Raw genomic sequence first — 12,991 nt, 5'->3', positions numbered from 1 at the left:
GAAGATTAATTGCCTGAATAATATCACAATAAGAAGGCCTTAAAAGCACTGCTTTTAAGGCCCGCTGAAATAGTTCTTCACAACGCAAATTTTAATACTTAGTGAGGGTGATCGATGTGTTGCATCACTTCACTGAAGCTATTAGCAATGGGGTTGATATTAACAGGAATATGTAACTTTTTAGCAATTTGACGCGCAGAAATTAGCCCACAAATTTCATTCTCTTTACTGGTGACTAGCAAGAACATCATACCTTGATGCTCCATTGTTTGTAGTACATCGCCAATGCATGCGTAACTAATGCTTTGTAAGCTTGCACCCGCTAAATTACTAAGCGGTGTCATTACATCGTGTAATGTAATCTCGTCACGGTGCAGGTTTAAGCGCTGTGCAAGCATCATAATCTTAGAGCTTTGCAGGTCAGCACTTGATGTAATACCCAGTAACTTATCTTCACTATCAATTACTAAGATAAAGTCAGAACAGTGATTGCTAGTTTGTTTCAGAGCATTAACAATCGTTGTGTCGTAATGAGCGCGTAACGGGTCTTTACTGGTGAAGCTATTTAATACTTTAAGCGCCGGAGAGGTTAGGTCTAGGGTTGGCTCAACTTCATTTACAGCATTAGATAATGCGCCATTTGAAATGTCTTGTAGACGTAATTCTTTGAAATTATTCATTTTGATCACCATACATTTTAATAAAACTTTAATTGAAACAATTTTGAGTTAATTAAAAAGCAGGGGGACCTCGCTGATGCGCGCTGAACACAGAAATAACAGAACAAGGATTAACATACACCGCAACACGGCCATCTGGCAGTGGTTGAGCTGCACTGGCAATCAGCGATGGGGTATGTTTGTCAAAGTCAGTATCTGTATTGGCTGGGTCTGTACTGTCGCACGCAATGTAATGTGCGGTTGGCGTAACACTGTCTGAGTGGCTTTCAATGTCATTGGCGTAAGATATCAAACTCGCACTCATTAAAAGCGCGAATACAATGGCATTACTCATGATGCGATGTATTAGGTTTGACATACTTACTACCTTCTAAAACCTCAAGCACTAAATGCGTCTTGAGTCTCTTTAGTTATAGAACACATTTTTAGAGTAGACAATCACTAATTAATGTTTTCTGAATATTTAAAGATAAATTAGGGTGCGTTAGGGTAAGTTATTTCATTGACGAACCATTCTTTTGTGCCTTCGGGTGTGATGACCGAAAATTCGTCATCCACTTCTTTACCTAATAGCGCACGCGCCATAGGTGCGTCGATAGAAATATAATCTTTACGCTCATAAATTTCGTCTGGGCCCACAATACGAAATCGTTTGATGTCGCCTTGTTCATTTTCAATTTCAACCCAAGCGCCAAAAAATACTTTGCCTGCTTGTTGCGGATTGTAGTCAACAATTTTTAGGTCTGGCATACGTTTTCTTAGGTAACGTACGCGGCGATCTATTTGTCGTAAAACACGTTTATTGAATTGATAATCGGCGTTTTCAGAACGGTCACCTAAGCTTGCTGCCCACGTGACAATTTTGGTAATTTCAGGACGCTTCTCATGCCACAAATAGTCATGTTCTTGTTGTAATTGTTGATAACCTTCACGCGTAATTAAATTTGTTTTTGCCATTTTACTTAGCCTCACAAGAAAACCTGCCGCACGGTATAAAAGTCTTTTGTCTTTGTCGAGTAGGATTTTGAAATGTTCCGTAACAATCTAAGCGTGCAATTCGATTTTTATTCTTAAGTTTTTCATTTATATTAACAAGTAACACATTACAACAAGAATGAAAGTTATGGGACACGAAACGACAAAGGTATTAGTTGTTGATGACGATATGCGTTTACGCAGTTTGCTTGAACGTTATTTGGTAGAGCAAGGGTTTATTGTTCGTACAGCAGCAAATTCAGAGCAGATGGATCGCTTACTCGAGCGTGAAAATTTCCACTTAATCGTACTCGATTTAATGTTACCCGGCGAAGACGGTTTATCCATTTGTCGCCGTTTACGACAAAAAGAAAACGATATACCCATTGTGATGTTAACAGCTAAAGGTGACGAAGTAGACCGTATAATAGGTCTTGAGCTCGGTGCTGATGACTATATTCCTAAACCGTTTAACCCACGCGAACTATTGGCACGCATTAAAGCGATTTTACGTCGTCGCGCTAAAGAAGTACCAGGCGCGCCTGCTGCAGAGGAAAACGAAATTAGTTTTGGTGAATTCACACTAAATTTAGCCACGCGTGAGATGACGCAAGGTGATAACACCATGTCATTAACCAGTGGTGAGTTTGCGGTATTAAAAGCGCTTGTCACACACCCGCGTGAACCGTTAAGTCGTGATAAGTTAATGAACCTTGCGCGAGGCCGAGACTACAGCGCACTTGAGCGTAGTATCGACGTACAGGTTTCGCGTTTGCGTCGCATGATTGAGGTTGACGCTGCTAATCCTCGTTATATTCAAACAGTATGGGGCTTAGGCTACGTATTTGTACCAGACGGTGAAAAGTAGCAATAATGGGCATGTTTCCGCGAAGCGCATTTGGACAAACCGTCTTTTTAGTCGCAGCGTTGCTTTTAATCAACCAGATCGTGTCTTATATCACGGTCAGCTTTTATGTTGTAAAGCCAACCATAGAGCAAGTAAATCTGATCCTCGCTAAGCAAATTAAAACAGTGTTTATCGAGTGGGAAGAAGGCGTTGAAGTGAGCAAAGAAGCCTCTGAAAAGTTCTTTGAAATAACAGGGATAGAAGTCATGACTCAGCGCCAAGCAATGCGCGAAGGGCTGGCTGAAACACGTGAGTATTCAATGCTTTCGCGCAGCATGTCTAAAGAGTTAAATGGTTCAGCACGTGTGCGCATTAGTCAAACGGATCCGCTTGTATATTGGGTTGAAGCACCGCAAGCCCCTGGTTATTGGGTGCGCGTACCCTTAACGGGTTTGCAAGAAAACAACCTGAAATTTTTAACTTTTTACTTGTCCAGTATAGGTTTTTTAAGTGTGCTAGGTGGCTGGTTGTTTGCGCGTCACTTGAACCGTCCTTTAAAAGCACTGCAACAAGCTGCTGTAAAAGTGGGGGTGGGCGACTTCTCCACCAAACTCGAAGAGCAGGGCTCAACCGAAGTCATTGAAGTAACGCGTGCTTTTAATCAGATGTCTCGGGGTATTGCGGCATTAGAAAACGACCGTCGTTTACTAATGGCGGGGGTATCTCATGACCTTAGAACGCCGCTTACGCGCATTCGTTTAGCTACAGAAATGATGTCAGATGATGAAGACTACCTTCGCGAAGGGATAATCCATGATATCGAAGATATGAATGCGATTATTGACCAATTTATAGAGTACTTGCGTCATCACAAGCGCGAAGAGCTTGCGCTTGAAGATTTAAATGCGATTGTTGCAGAAGTCGTCGAAGCAGAACAAAAGCATCATCGCAGCATCACCTTTAAAGAAAACCCCAGTATTCATGATGTACCAGTGAGCATGGTGGCAATAAAACGTGTTGTCACTAATATGATTGAAAACGCGATACGTTATTCACAGGGTGATATTGAGGTTGAAACTCGCCTGAGTAGCAATAAAAAATTCGCGATGGTGGTTGTAAATGATCAAGGCCCTGGTATTCCTGAGAGTGAACTTGAAACCGTGTTTGAACCGTTTAAACAAGGTGATGCGGCGCGTGGTAGTGAAGGTAGCGGTTTAGGGCTGGCAATCATCAAACGTATTGTTGATATGCATGGCGGAAAAGTGCAGTTGCTTAATCGCCCCGAAGGTGGCTTAAGTGCACAAATCTATTTACCGTTGTAGATGAAATAACGTGACAGATTAAGACTGATTGCTTAAAAAGTGCGACAGGGGGGTCGCACTTATCTTATTGAACGTTATGACTGTGGTTGGCCGTAAATTTGCTCGGCACGATTAAACAATATCCACGAGGTCAAAATATACTTATCGTTTGAGATTGGCTTATTGCCACGGTGAGTGTGGGTAAAGTAGCCAGGAGCCACCACCATCGTTCCTTTCTTGGGCGATATTTTACGTTGTTGATAGTAAAATTCGGTTTCACCACCTTCCTCTACATCGTTTAAGTAAAACATAAACAACAATACGCGATGAAGCGCTTCGTTATGACCTACTTGCGGGTATACCTCACTGTGCCAGTATGGATAGCCCCCTTTATTGATGTCGTATTTTTGCGCCTGAATGTTACCCATTCTAAAAATTTGCTGGACTAGTAAAGGCAGTTGCGGCTTGCCGACTTCTTCAAAGTTGTCTTGGTTTAAGTCAACGGGTTGACCGGTTTTTGGGTGATAGACTTTTAATCCAAACGCGCCAATCATCATAAAAATATGCTCTTCGAGATACTTAAAGATGTACCCTGCGGTGGTTTGTTGAATATGTTTTAATTGTTCGGCGTATTCTGGGTGATTATTTAGGTATAAATCGCGGCTGTCTTTTTTAGATAAATCAACGCCACCAGAGGTAATGCCTTGTTTTAAATGCGGGCTTTGTTCAAATACCGTGATAAAATTATCGCAAAATTCTTTGCTAAGGGCGTTTTCGTATACGCGAATAAAGTCCGTCATGAGCTACCTTTAGTTTATATTTTTTATAGGGTTACTATGTTTATTGAATCAATCACGCCCCGATTTAGCGAAACGGATGTCTTAGGGCATATCAACAATACCGTACTCCCCGTGTGGTTTGAAGCCGCCCGTGCGCCTATTTTTAGATTTTTTACACCGGATTTAAATCCACATCAGTGGAAATTGATTATAGCTAAGGTTGAAGTAAGCTTTGTCGGAGAGTTGTTTTATGGCCACGATGTTGAGATAAAAACGAGTGTTGAGCATATTGGTTCAAGCTCCTTTGTATTACGTCAAGAAGCGTGGCAGCAAGGCACATGTTGTGCGGTGGGTAAAACGGTCTTGGTACGGTATGATTTTGCCAATAAATGTTCGCAAAAGTTAGATGAGCAAGAAAAAGCAGCACTTTCTGCACACTTATTCGTTTCTGAGTAGCCGTTTTTTGCCGACATTTCTGGGCGCTTGGGGTAAAATGTCGCTTCATTATTTTGACTGAGTAATTTTGGGTTACACGCAATGCTGTTAATGATCGACAACTATGATTCGTTTACCTACAACCTAGTGCAATACTTTCAGCGCTTGGATCAAGAGGTATTGGTTAAACGAAACGATGAGATAAGTGTTGCCGACATCAAGCAATTAAAGCCCGAACATATTGTCATTTCTCCTGGGCCTTGCTCACCAAATGAAGCCGGTATTTCGCTGCAAGTGGTTGAAGAGTTTAAAGGGCAGCTGCCTATTTTAGGTATCTGCTTGGGACATCAAACAATTGCGCAAGCATTGGGAGGTGAGGTCGTACGAGCACGACAGGTTATGCACGGTAAAACCTCCTTAGTGCACCATACAAACCAAGGTGTTTTTAAAGGCTTAGTCAACCCATTGACGGTATGTCGTTACCATTCGCTGGTGGTTGATAAACAGAGTCTTCCCAGTGAGCTCAGTATTACAGCGTGGACCGAACACAATACGCATTTTGATGAAATAATGGGAATAATGCACAAGGATCTCGCACTTGAAGGTGTGCAATTCCATCCTGAAGCAATTTTGACGCAACAAGGGCTTGAATTACTTGCCAACTTTTTAACTCGCTTCTAATCTTAAGCTAATTATTTACAAATATGAACGACAATACTGCTGTGCAAATGACCGATGAAATCCGACAACAAAGGACTGCGATGGTGCTTAATGAGCGTGCGCATGATCTTTTGCTTGGCCACAGTTTTGCACAGCGTCAGATTGGCTATATTCATACTTTAGAAATTGATTATGGCGAGCAAATGGAGCAGCGAACTTTATTAGAAGTTGAAGTTGCAGCGCAAAAGAAACGCCAAAAAAGCAGTACAGCGCACCATAAGTATCGTGCTCAAGCGAGTCAGCAATTACATCAAGTGATTGAAAATGCGATGAACAAGCAGCTGGAAGATATTGATTCAGTGGTACATGAAACCATTGGCATTCAAGACAGTGTGCCCGCTATTTTAGATATTCTTGCGACACGTTCAGCATCGGTAGGTCGCTTAGAGCCGTTAATTAAAGATTTAACCTGGCTTGGGCGTGAGCTCGTCGCGTTTGTTAATTTGCCATACTATCGCCAGCAACGCAGTAAACACACTTCCGTTAAAGTTGATAACCCGTTACTCGCATTGCGTTATATTGGTCTTGATAACCTGAAATTTGTGGTCCCGACATTCGCAGTACGTCACTGGATGCCTCACAGCACAGAACCCTTTCCTTTATTAAAGCGCCGCTTACGAGATAATTCAATGGCATGCGCTATTGCAGCACAAGAAATAGCAAAGCTAAACGGCGTTAATGAAGAACACGCGTTTACTTTAGGCATGTTATTGGATGTAGGGAAAATTGCCTTAGTAAGGCTCTATTTGCGCACTTTTGAGCGAGTGTGGCAACGCAAGGTGGCAATGGCGCGCGAAGAACAAAAGAAAGATTTGCATACTGCATTATTAGAGTTAAAACCCGATCCTTTATTTTTAAGTTCGTTATTAAGCAAATTGTCACTTAAAGTGACAGCCACCGTGATTGAGCAAATGGCATTTCGGTATTTGCCGTTTAACGCCGTTTTGCAGCAATTAACGACACCCCTTGCTAAAAATGATGAATACCTTCCTCTGACCCAAGTGATTTTAAAAGCACGGTGCTATGCGCAGTTTTTAAGCTTGAACGAACATCAGTTAGTTGAGAAAGATGAAGTTCAACGCTGGTTTACGCATTATGGTTTTACACAAAATGAGCTTGATGAACTGGCAAAATGCAACTTTGAGAACTTCCATATCCAAATTAATTAAAATAATTGTTAATTTTTTTGCGACTATTCATTCATTGTAAATGCTGAGCGATAGCAATATTTAGATAACGTGCCCATGCGTGGTTTGCTAGCAGCGCGCCTTTTAAGTGTATTTTGTATAAAAAACACCCCTCAAATAGTTATTCACTATCCATGAAAAAATATCTCAAACCCTTTATTTTCAAGGGCTGCATGAAAGTTTTCTAAGAGACAGATGGATTTTTTTCTGAAATAATGGATGAATGAAAATTGAACCAAAGAGTAATTAAGGTGATTTTACTCTAAGCTCAATTAGCTTAGTAAAATAGCTTAGTTTAGCTTTATAGCGCCGCTTAAGATGGCGTGTGCTTACGATAAAGAGGATATAAAATGACAGTCAATCGCGAATTATTTGATCACGTAATGGTTCCTAACTATGCACCATCAAGTGTTATTCCTGTGCGAGGCGAAGGCTCTCGAGTTTGGGACCAAGAAGGTCGTGAATTTATCGATTTTGCAGGTGGTATTGCTGTTAACTGCCTTGGCCACTGTCACCCTGCCTTAGTAAGTGCATTAAAAGAGCAGGGCGAGAAAATCTGGCATCTATCAAATGTGATGACCAATGAGCCAGCACTGCGTTTAGCTAAAAAGTTAACCGATGCAACGTTCGCAGAAAAAGTTTATTTTGCTAACTCTGGTGCAGAAGCAAACGAAGCTGCATTAAAACTTGCGCGTCGTTTTGCACTTGATAACTTTGGTGAGCAAAAATCACAAATTATCTCATTCAATAAAGGTTTCCACGGTCGTACATTTTTTACTGTAACAGTAGGTGGCCAGGCTGCCTATTCAGACGGCTTCGGTCCTAAGCCGGGCGATATCGTACATTGTGATTACAATGATTTAGCGGCTTTCGAAGCACTGATCAGTGACAATACATGTGCAGTTATGATGGAACCTCTACAAGGTGAAGGCGGGATCATTTCACCAACAAAAGAGTTTGTAAAAGGTGTACGTGAGCTGTGTACTAAGCACAATGCACTGCTAATTTTTGATGAAGTACAAACAGGTGTCGGCCGTACTGGTGAGCTTTATGCGTATCAAGGTTTAAATGTCACGCCTGATATTTTAACCACAGCTAAAGCGTTAGGTGGCGGTTTTCCTATTGGTGCAATGATCACCACAACTGATATTGCTCAGCACTTAAAAGTAGGAACACACGGTTCTACTTATGGTGGTAACCCACTTGCGTGTGCTGTTGCAGAAGCTGCATTTGATACGGTGAATACACCAGAGGTGTTAAGTGGCGTTAAAGAAAAATCGGCTTTATTCCGCGAACTATTAACTGCAATCAACGACAAGTACAACGTATTTAGTGAAATTCGTGGCGAAGGTCTACTACTGGGTGCAGTGGTTACTGAGCAATTCAAAGGCCGTGCAAAAGAGTTTTTAGTGGCAGGGACCGAAGAAGGCGTCATGTCATTAGTAGCGGGTGCAGATGTTGTTCGCTTTACTCCTTCACTTGTTATTCCTGACGCTGATATCCGCGAAGGTATGGCTCGTTTCGAAAAAGCAGTTGCTAAAGTCGTTAACGGCTAATCATTCAACTGACATATCAGGGCAAGCACTGCTTGCCCGCGTTCATAATTTACCGTTATTTATAAGGGAGCAAGCGGACTCATGATGATCCTTCGCCCAATCCAGCAAAGTGATTACCCAGCATTACTTAAAATTGCCCATGAATCAGGGCATGGTTTTACATCTTTGCCTAATAATGAAGAGTTGTTACAAAAGAAAATCGATCATTCACTGAGCTCATTTGCAAAAGTAGCCCAGCAGCCTGGTGATGAAGGTTACCTGTTTGTTCTTGAAGATAGCGAAACAGGCGAAGTAGTGGGTACTTCAGCCATCGAAGCCGCCGTGGGTTTAGATGACGCGTTTTATCATTATCATTTAAGTAAAGCGATTCATTCATCGCGTACACTTAACGTTTATAAAGCCGTTGATATCTTAACGCTATGTAATGATTACACCGGTGCAACAGAGCTATGTACATTGTTTTTGAGAGATGGTTACCGCAAAAATAACAATGGTAAATTACTATCAAAAGCACGTTTTATGTTTATTAATCAACATAAAGAACGTTTTGCTGAAACAGTTATTGCAGAAATGCGTGGTGTGTCAAACGAGAATGGCGAAAGCCCATTTTGGCAATGGCTTGAAGAGCACTTTTTCTCAATGGATTTTCCAACAGCCGATTACCTGACGGGAATAGGTCAAAAAGTATTTATTGCCGAGTTAATGCCTAAATACCCAATTTACGTGAATCTATTAAGCAAAGATGCGCAAGCTGTTATTGGTCATGTGCATGATAATACTCGCCCAGCTATTGAGCTGTTGAAGAGTGAAGGTTTCACTTTTAACGGCTACGTTGACATTTTCGATGCGGGTCCTACGGTTGAAGCTAAAGTGGATAATATCGCTACGATTCGTAATTCAAGAAAGGTGCAGGTCGAAATAGGTCAAAGCCAAGGCGACACCACCGTGATGCTCGCTAATGATAAACTGACTGACTTTAGAGCCACAGTGACACAAATTAATCTACCGTGTGATGTCGATACAATTACCCTTTCAAGTGAGCTTGCAAAAGCCCTTCACTTAGAAGCTGGCGACACCGTATCAGTTGCAAAACTATAGAATTTAGGAGACACAGTAATGACGCATGCAGCGCAATTTATTAATGGTCAATGGCAAGCAGGCCTTGGTCATGCATTCAACTCTGTAAACCCTGCAAATAATGATGTTATTTGGCAAGCAAATACAGCCACGGCTGAGCAAGTAGACAGTGCTGTAAATGCCGCGCGCCAAGCTTTTTATAGTTGGGCGGATAAATCATTTGCAGAACGTTTAGCTATTGTTAAAACGTTCGCTGAAACGCTTAAAGAGCATAGTGAAGAGTTAGCGCTGATCATTGCGCAAGAAACAGGTAAACCGTTGTGGGAAACTCGCACTGAAGCAGGCGCCATGGTGGGTAAAATTGCGATTTCTGAAAAAGCGTTTTTAGAGCGTACCGGCGACGTTGAAAACCCCATGCCACAAGGCCGTGCGATGATCCGTCATAAACCACATGGTGTTGTTGCCGTTTTTGGTCCGTATAACTTCCCGGGTCATTTACCAAATGGGCATATTGTTCCAGCATTACTAGCGGGTAACACGGTTGTATTTAAACCTTCTGAGCTCACTCCCGCTGTTGCAGAGCTGACTTTAAAACTGTGGCAAAAAGCAGGTTTACCTGATGGGGTTATTAACCTTGTTCAAGGTGAAGTTGATACAGGCAAAGCGCTTGCGGCGCATAAAGGCATTGACGGCTTATTCTTTACGGGGTCATCGCGTACAGGTCATATCCTACATGAACAATTTGCAGGTCAACCGGGTAAAATCCTTGCTTTAGAAATGGGGGGGAATAACCCGCTTATCGTGACTGACGTTGCGGATACTAAAGCTGCTATTCACGATATAATTCAATCTGCGTTTATTTCTTCAGGCCAACGTTGTACCTGTGCGCGTAAGTTATTCTTACCTGTGGGCGAGCAAGGTGACGCCATCTTAGCGGGTCTAATAAAAGCAACCAAAGCGATTAAAGTCGGTGAATATGATGCTGATGACCAGCCATTCATGGGCTCTATGATTTCAGCTGCGGCTGCCGCGGGTATGGCTGCAGCACAACAGCAATTAGTAGAACTAGGTGCTGACGTATTAGTTGAGTTAACGCATACAGAAAATACCGGCTTTGTAACGCCAGGCATTTTAGAGTGTACAAACGTGACTAATTTCCCTGATGAAGAGCACTTTGGTCCACTTCTTAAAGTTTTCCGCTTTACTGATTTTGATGCTGCCATTGATAAAGCAAATGACACAAGCTTTGGTTTATCAGCGGGTCTATTAAGTGACAATGCAGCTGATTACGACCACTTCTTACGTCGTATTCGTGCTGGTATTGTTAATTGGAACCGCCCAATTACGGGTGCATCGAGTGCGGCTCCGTTTGGTGGCATTGGTGCGTCTGGTAACCACAGAGCAAGTGCATATTATGCAGCAGACTACTGTGCATACCCTGTTGCGTCAGTTGAGCTTGAAAAAGTGGCTATGCCAGCCACATTAAGCCCTGGCTTAAAAATAGACTAAATCAGTATTAATGATTATAAAAAGCAGCTTCGGCTGCTTTTTTTGTATTGGCTTTATAGCAAAGGTAGCAATTAAAAGCGCTTTCTGCTTAAATCTATAGAGTTAGTCATTTTATTAGGTGTGCAGTCGTATGGTTTTAGATAGGCAAGGGTACGATGATCTTGTCATGTATCTCACTCAAAATTTAGCGCTATTTGAGAAGCCAGGTCAAATAAAGCCAGGAGCTCCAACGGTGCTAGAGCTAATTGAAGACGTGATTGCCGAGAATGTCATGCTGCTTTGCGAACAGCATACAGAATTGAATACCGAACAACGCAGCCAAATCGTTCGCGAAGTCGATGGCATCGTTTATGACTTACAAGAAGTACTAAGCAGTGTCACAAATCAACCTGTTACTGTTGAGCAACACGCCTTTATAGATGAGTTTGCTGGACTTGTAAAAAACTTATTCGATACAGCCGTTGCTGAAAGTGCGTAATCTCCTTTAACACCTAATATCGTTTTTCGATTGCATCTGAGTGTGACTTGCTTACAATCAAGCAAAATAACTTTTAGAGATAAAATAAATGCAAGCGAATGTAAAATGGGTAGAAGGTGATACCTTTATTGGCCTTTCAAATTCAGGTCACAATGTCGTTTTTGATGCGGGTAGTGACAGTGCTGCACCAAGTCCAATGGAAATGGTATTAATGTCGGCAGGGTGTTGTTCATCTGTTGATGTTGTTAGTATTCTTAAAAAAGCGAAGCAATCATTTTCTGACGTGCAAGTAAAGCTCAGTGCTGAGCGTGCTGAATCTGCTCCTCGTGTGTTTACCAAGATTCATCTACATTTTGTGGTTACTGGCGATAACGTGTCTGAAAAACACCTTGCGCGTGCTGTTCAATTGTCTGCAGAAAAGTATTGTTCTGTAGCCTTAATGCTTGATAAAACAGTAGAAATTACACATAGCCATGAAGTTGTGGAAGAACAAGTAAAATAACGCTTTTTCCAAACGCAAAATTCGTATAAAATCCGCGAACTTTTATTTCTGCTGGTGCAGGTTTCACTCGTTTAAAGGTTGGTTTAGCATGAATAAACCCTTCGATAAAATTAAGCTTCATGGCTTTAATAATTTAACTAAGAGCTTAAGCTTCAGTATTTACGATATTTGCTACGCGAAGACTGAACAACAGCGTAAAGAATATATTGAATATATCGACGAACAGTACAGTGCTGATCGCCTTACCGATATTTTAGGTGAAGTAGTGGACATTATTGGTGCAAACATTTTGAATGTTTCTCGCCAAGATTATGATCCGCAAGGTGCCAGTGTAACAATTCTGATCTCAGAAGAGCCAATTGAGCAGCAAACAACGTACGACGTTGATGAAGCGCCGGGTCCACTTCCTGAAACTGTGGTAGCACACTTAGATAAAAGTCATATCTGTGTTCACACGTACCCAGAAGCGCACCCTGATGATGGTATTTGTACTTTCCGTGCTGATATCGAAGTATCAACGTGTGGCATTATTTCGCCACTGAAAGCGTTGAACTTCTTAATTCACAGCCTTGAGTCAGATGTAGTAACAATTGACTACCGTGTTCGTGGTTTCACGCGTGATGTTGATGGTGTGAAACACTATATCGACCATGCGATCAATTCTATTCAGAATTACATGACTGAAGATACAAAAGAAGCGTACCAAATGATGGACGTAAACGTGTATCAAGAAAACTTGTTCCACACTAAAATGATGTTAAAAGAAACCGACTTAAATACCTATTTATTCGGTGTATCTACATCTGATTTGTCAGAAGACGAAGAAGAAGAGATCCGCTCTAAGCTAACACGCGAGATGCAAGAAATCTTCTACGGTCGTAACTTACCTGACACTGAGTAGTCACTGGTAACGTATTAAAAAAACGGCGCATAAAATTATTATGC

Annotated in this window: 15 protein-coding genes; 11 read left to right on the top strand and 4 right to left on the bottom strand. The window is 41.7% G+C overall.

Annotated elements, in window-relative coordinates; translation table 11 throughout:
• Nucleotides 1–98: 98 nt before the first annotated feature.
• The 3 genes from IT970_RS14905 to greB form a co-directional block, all read right to left on the bottom strand.
• On the bottom strand, nucleotides 99–680 hold the full coding sequence (locus IT970_RS14905) for a CBS domain-containing protein (RefSeq protein WP_036973388.1): 582 nt from the start codon (nucleotides 678–680) through the stop codon (nucleotides 99–101).
• Nucleotides 681–732: 52 nt separating this feature from the next.
• A complete protein-coding gene (locus tag IT970_RS14900) occupies nucleotides 733–1,038 on the bottom strand; it encodes a hypothetical protein (protein ID WP_036973387.1) in 306 nt (101 codons plus the stop codon).
• 116 nt (nucleotides 1,039–1,154) lie between these two features.
• On the bottom strand, nucleotides 1,155–1,637 hold the full coding sequence (gene greB, locus IT970_RS14895; RefSeq protein WP_036973385.1) for a transcription elongation factor GreB: 483 nt from the start codon (nucleotides 1,635–1,637) through the stop codon (nucleotides 1,155–1,157).
• Between the two features lie 157 nt (nucleotides 1,638–1,794).
• Between greB and ompR the strand changes: the two genes are divergently transcribed.
• A complete protein-coding gene (gene ompR, locus IT970_RS14890) occupies nucleotides 1,795–2,523 on the top strand; it encodes an osmolarity response regulator transcription factor OmpR (protein WP_193329316.1) in 729 nt (242 codons plus the stop codon).
• A 5-nt stretch (nucleotides 2,524–2,528) separates the two neighbouring features.
• A complete protein-coding gene (envZ, locus tag IT970_RS14885) occupies nucleotides 2,529–3,824 on the top strand; it encodes a two-component system sensor histidine kinase EnvZ (RefSeq protein ID WP_118844720.1) in 1,296 nt (431 codons plus the stop codon).
• A 74-nt stretch (nucleotides 3,825–3,898) separates the two neighbouring features.
• On the opposite strand, the gene IT970_RS14880 is transcribed toward envZ, so the two are convergent.
• Nucleotides 3,899–4,603 carry a 2OG-Fe(II) oxygenase gene (locus IT970_RS14880; RefSeq protein ID WP_065979402.1) on the bottom strand — a complete coding sequence of 235 codons (705 nt, stop codon included), beginning with the start codon at nucleotides 4,601–4,603 and terminating at the stop codon, nucleotides 3,899–3,901.
• A gap of 36 nt (nucleotides 4,604–4,639) precedes the next feature.
• On the opposite strand from IT970_RS14880, the gene IT970_RS14875 reads away from it, so the two are divergent.
• From IT970_RS14875 to speD, 9 genes are all read left to right on the top strand, one after another.
• A complete protein-coding gene (locus tag IT970_RS14875) occupies nucleotides 4,640–5,038 on the top strand; it encodes an acyl-CoA thioesterase (protein WP_036973381.1) in 399 nt (132 codons plus the stop codon).
• Nucleotides 5,039–5,119: 81 nt separating this feature from the next.
• Nucleotides 5,120–5,698, top strand: a complete 579-nt coding sequence (locus IT970_RS14870) for an anthranilate synthase component II (protein ID WP_118844719.1) — start codon at nucleotides 5,120–5,122, stop codon at nucleotides 5,696–5,698.
• Between the two features lie 47 nt (nucleotides 5,699–5,745).
• Nucleotides 5,746–6,906 carry an HDOD domain-containing protein gene (locus IT970_RS14865; protein ID WP_036973752.1) on the top strand — a complete coding sequence of 387 codons (1,161 nt, stop codon included), beginning with the start codon at nucleotides 5,746–5,748 and terminating at the stop codon, nucleotides 6,904–6,906.
• Nucleotides 6,907–7,274: 368 nt separating this feature from the next.
• The gene (locus IT970_RS14860; RefSeq protein ID WP_036973379.1) at nucleotides 7,275–8,480 is read left to right on the top strand and encodes an aspartate aminotransferase family protein; all 1,206 of its coding nucleotides are present in this window, start codon (nucleotides 7,275–7,277) and stop codon (nucleotides 8,478–8,480) included.
• An 81-nt stretch (nucleotides 8,481–8,561) separates the two neighbouring features.
• Nucleotides 8,562–9,578, top strand: coding sequence for an arginine N-succinyltransferase (astA, locus tag IT970_RS14855; protein WP_036973377.1), 1,017 nt, complete (start codon nucleotides 8,562–8,564; stop codon nucleotides 9,576–9,578).
• Between the two features lie 18 nt (nucleotides 9,579–9,596).
• A complete protein-coding gene (gene astD / locus IT970_RS14850) occupies nucleotides 9,597–11,066 on the top strand; it encodes a succinylglutamate-semialdehyde dehydrogenase (RefSeq protein ID WP_065979401.1) in 1,470 nt (489 codons plus the stop codon).
• Between the two features lie 130 nt (nucleotides 11,067–11,196).
• On the top strand, nucleotides 11,197–11,544 hold the full coding sequence (locus IT970_RS14845) for a DUF3802 family protein (RefSeq protein WP_065979400.1): 348 nt from the start codon (nucleotides 11,197–11,199) through the stop codon (nucleotides 11,542–11,544).
• Nucleotides 11,545–11,632: 88 nt separating this feature from the next.
• Nucleotides 11,633–12,046, top strand: a complete 414-nt coding sequence (locus IT970_RS14840; protein ID WP_036973371.1) for an OsmC family protein — start codon at nucleotides 11,633–11,635, stop codon at nucleotides 12,044–12,046.
• A gap of 88 nt (nucleotides 12,047–12,134) precedes the next feature.
• Nucleotides 12,135–12,947 carry an adenosylmethionine decarboxylase gene (speD, locus tag IT970_RS14835; protein WP_036973370.1) on the top strand — a complete coding sequence of 271 codons (813 nt, stop codon included), beginning with the start codon at nucleotides 12,135–12,137 and terminating at the stop codon, nucleotides 12,945–12,947.
• Nucleotides 12,948–12,991: the final 44 nt, after the last annotated feature.

Source organism: Pseudoalteromonas sp. A41-2, assembly GCF_015767615.1.
Classification (GTDB): Bacteria; Pseudomonadota; Gammaproteobacteria; order Enterobacterales; family Alteromonadaceae; genus Pseudoalteromonas; species Pseudoalteromonas lipolytica.
This window is presented reverse-complemented; position numbering and strand designations above follow the sequence as displayed.

What these genes read in the sequence shown, in the direction of transcription:
- astD (WP_065979401.1), top strand. Translation starts at nt 9,597, where the DNA reads ATGACGCATGCAGCGCAATTTATTAATGGTCAATGGCAAGCAGGCCTT.
- astA (WP_036973377.1), top strand. Translation starts at nt 8,562, where the DNA reads ATGATGATCCTTCGCCCAATCCAGCAAAGTGATTACCCAGCATTACTT.
- IT970_RS14845 (WP_065979400.1), top strand. Translation starts at nt 11,197, where the DNA reads ATGGTTTTAGATAGGCAAGGGTACGATGATCTTGTCATGTATCTCACT.
- IT970_RS14900 (WP_036973387.1), bottom strand. Translation starts at nt 1,038, where the DNA reads ATGTCAAACCTAATACATCGCATCATGAGTAATGCCATTGTATTCGCG.
- IT970_RS14880 (WP_065979402.1), bottom strand. Translation starts at nt 4,603, where the DNA reads ATGACGGACTTTATTCGCGTATACGAAAACGCCCTTAGCAAAGAATTT.
- ompR (WP_193329316.1), top strand. Translation starts at nt 1,795, where the DNA reads ATGAAAGTTATGGGACACGAAACGACAAAGGTATTAGTTGTTGATGAC.
- speD (WP_036973370.1), top strand. Translation starts at nt 12,135, where the DNA reads ATGAATAAACCCTTCGATAAAATTAAGCTTCATGGCTTTAATAATTTA.
- IT970_RS14840 (WP_036973371.1), top strand. Translation starts at nt 11,633, where the DNA reads ATGCAAGCGAATGTAAAATGGGTAGAAGGTGATACCTTTATTGGCCTT.
- greB (WP_036973385.1), bottom strand. Translation starts at nt 1,637, where the DNA reads ATGGCAAAAACAAATTTAATTACGCGTGAAGGTTATCAACAATTACAA.
- IT970_RS14865 (WP_036973752.1), top strand. Translation starts at nt 5,746, where the DNA reads ATGACCGATGAAATCCGACAACAAAGGACTGCGATGGTGCTTAATGAG.
- IT970_RS14905 (WP_036973388.1), bottom strand. Translation starts at nt 680, where the DNA reads ATGAATAATTTCAAAGAATTACGTCTACAAGACATTTCAAATGGCGCA.
- envZ (WP_118844720.1), top strand. Translation starts at nt 2,529, where the DNA reads ATGGGCATGTTTCCGCGAAGCGCATTTGGACAAACCGTCTTTTTAGTC.
- IT970_RS14860 (WP_036973379.1), top strand. Translation starts at nt 7,275, where the DNA reads ATGACAGTCAATCGCGAATTATTTGATCACGTAATGGTTCCTAACTAT.
- IT970_RS14870 (WP_118844719.1), top strand. Translation starts at nt 5,120, where the DNA reads ATGCTGTTAATGATCGACAACTATGATTCGTTTACCTACAACCTAGTG.
- IT970_RS14875 (WP_036973381.1), top strand. Translation starts at nt 4,640, where the DNA reads ATGTTTATTGAATCAATCACGCCCCGATTTAGCGAAACGGATGTCTTA.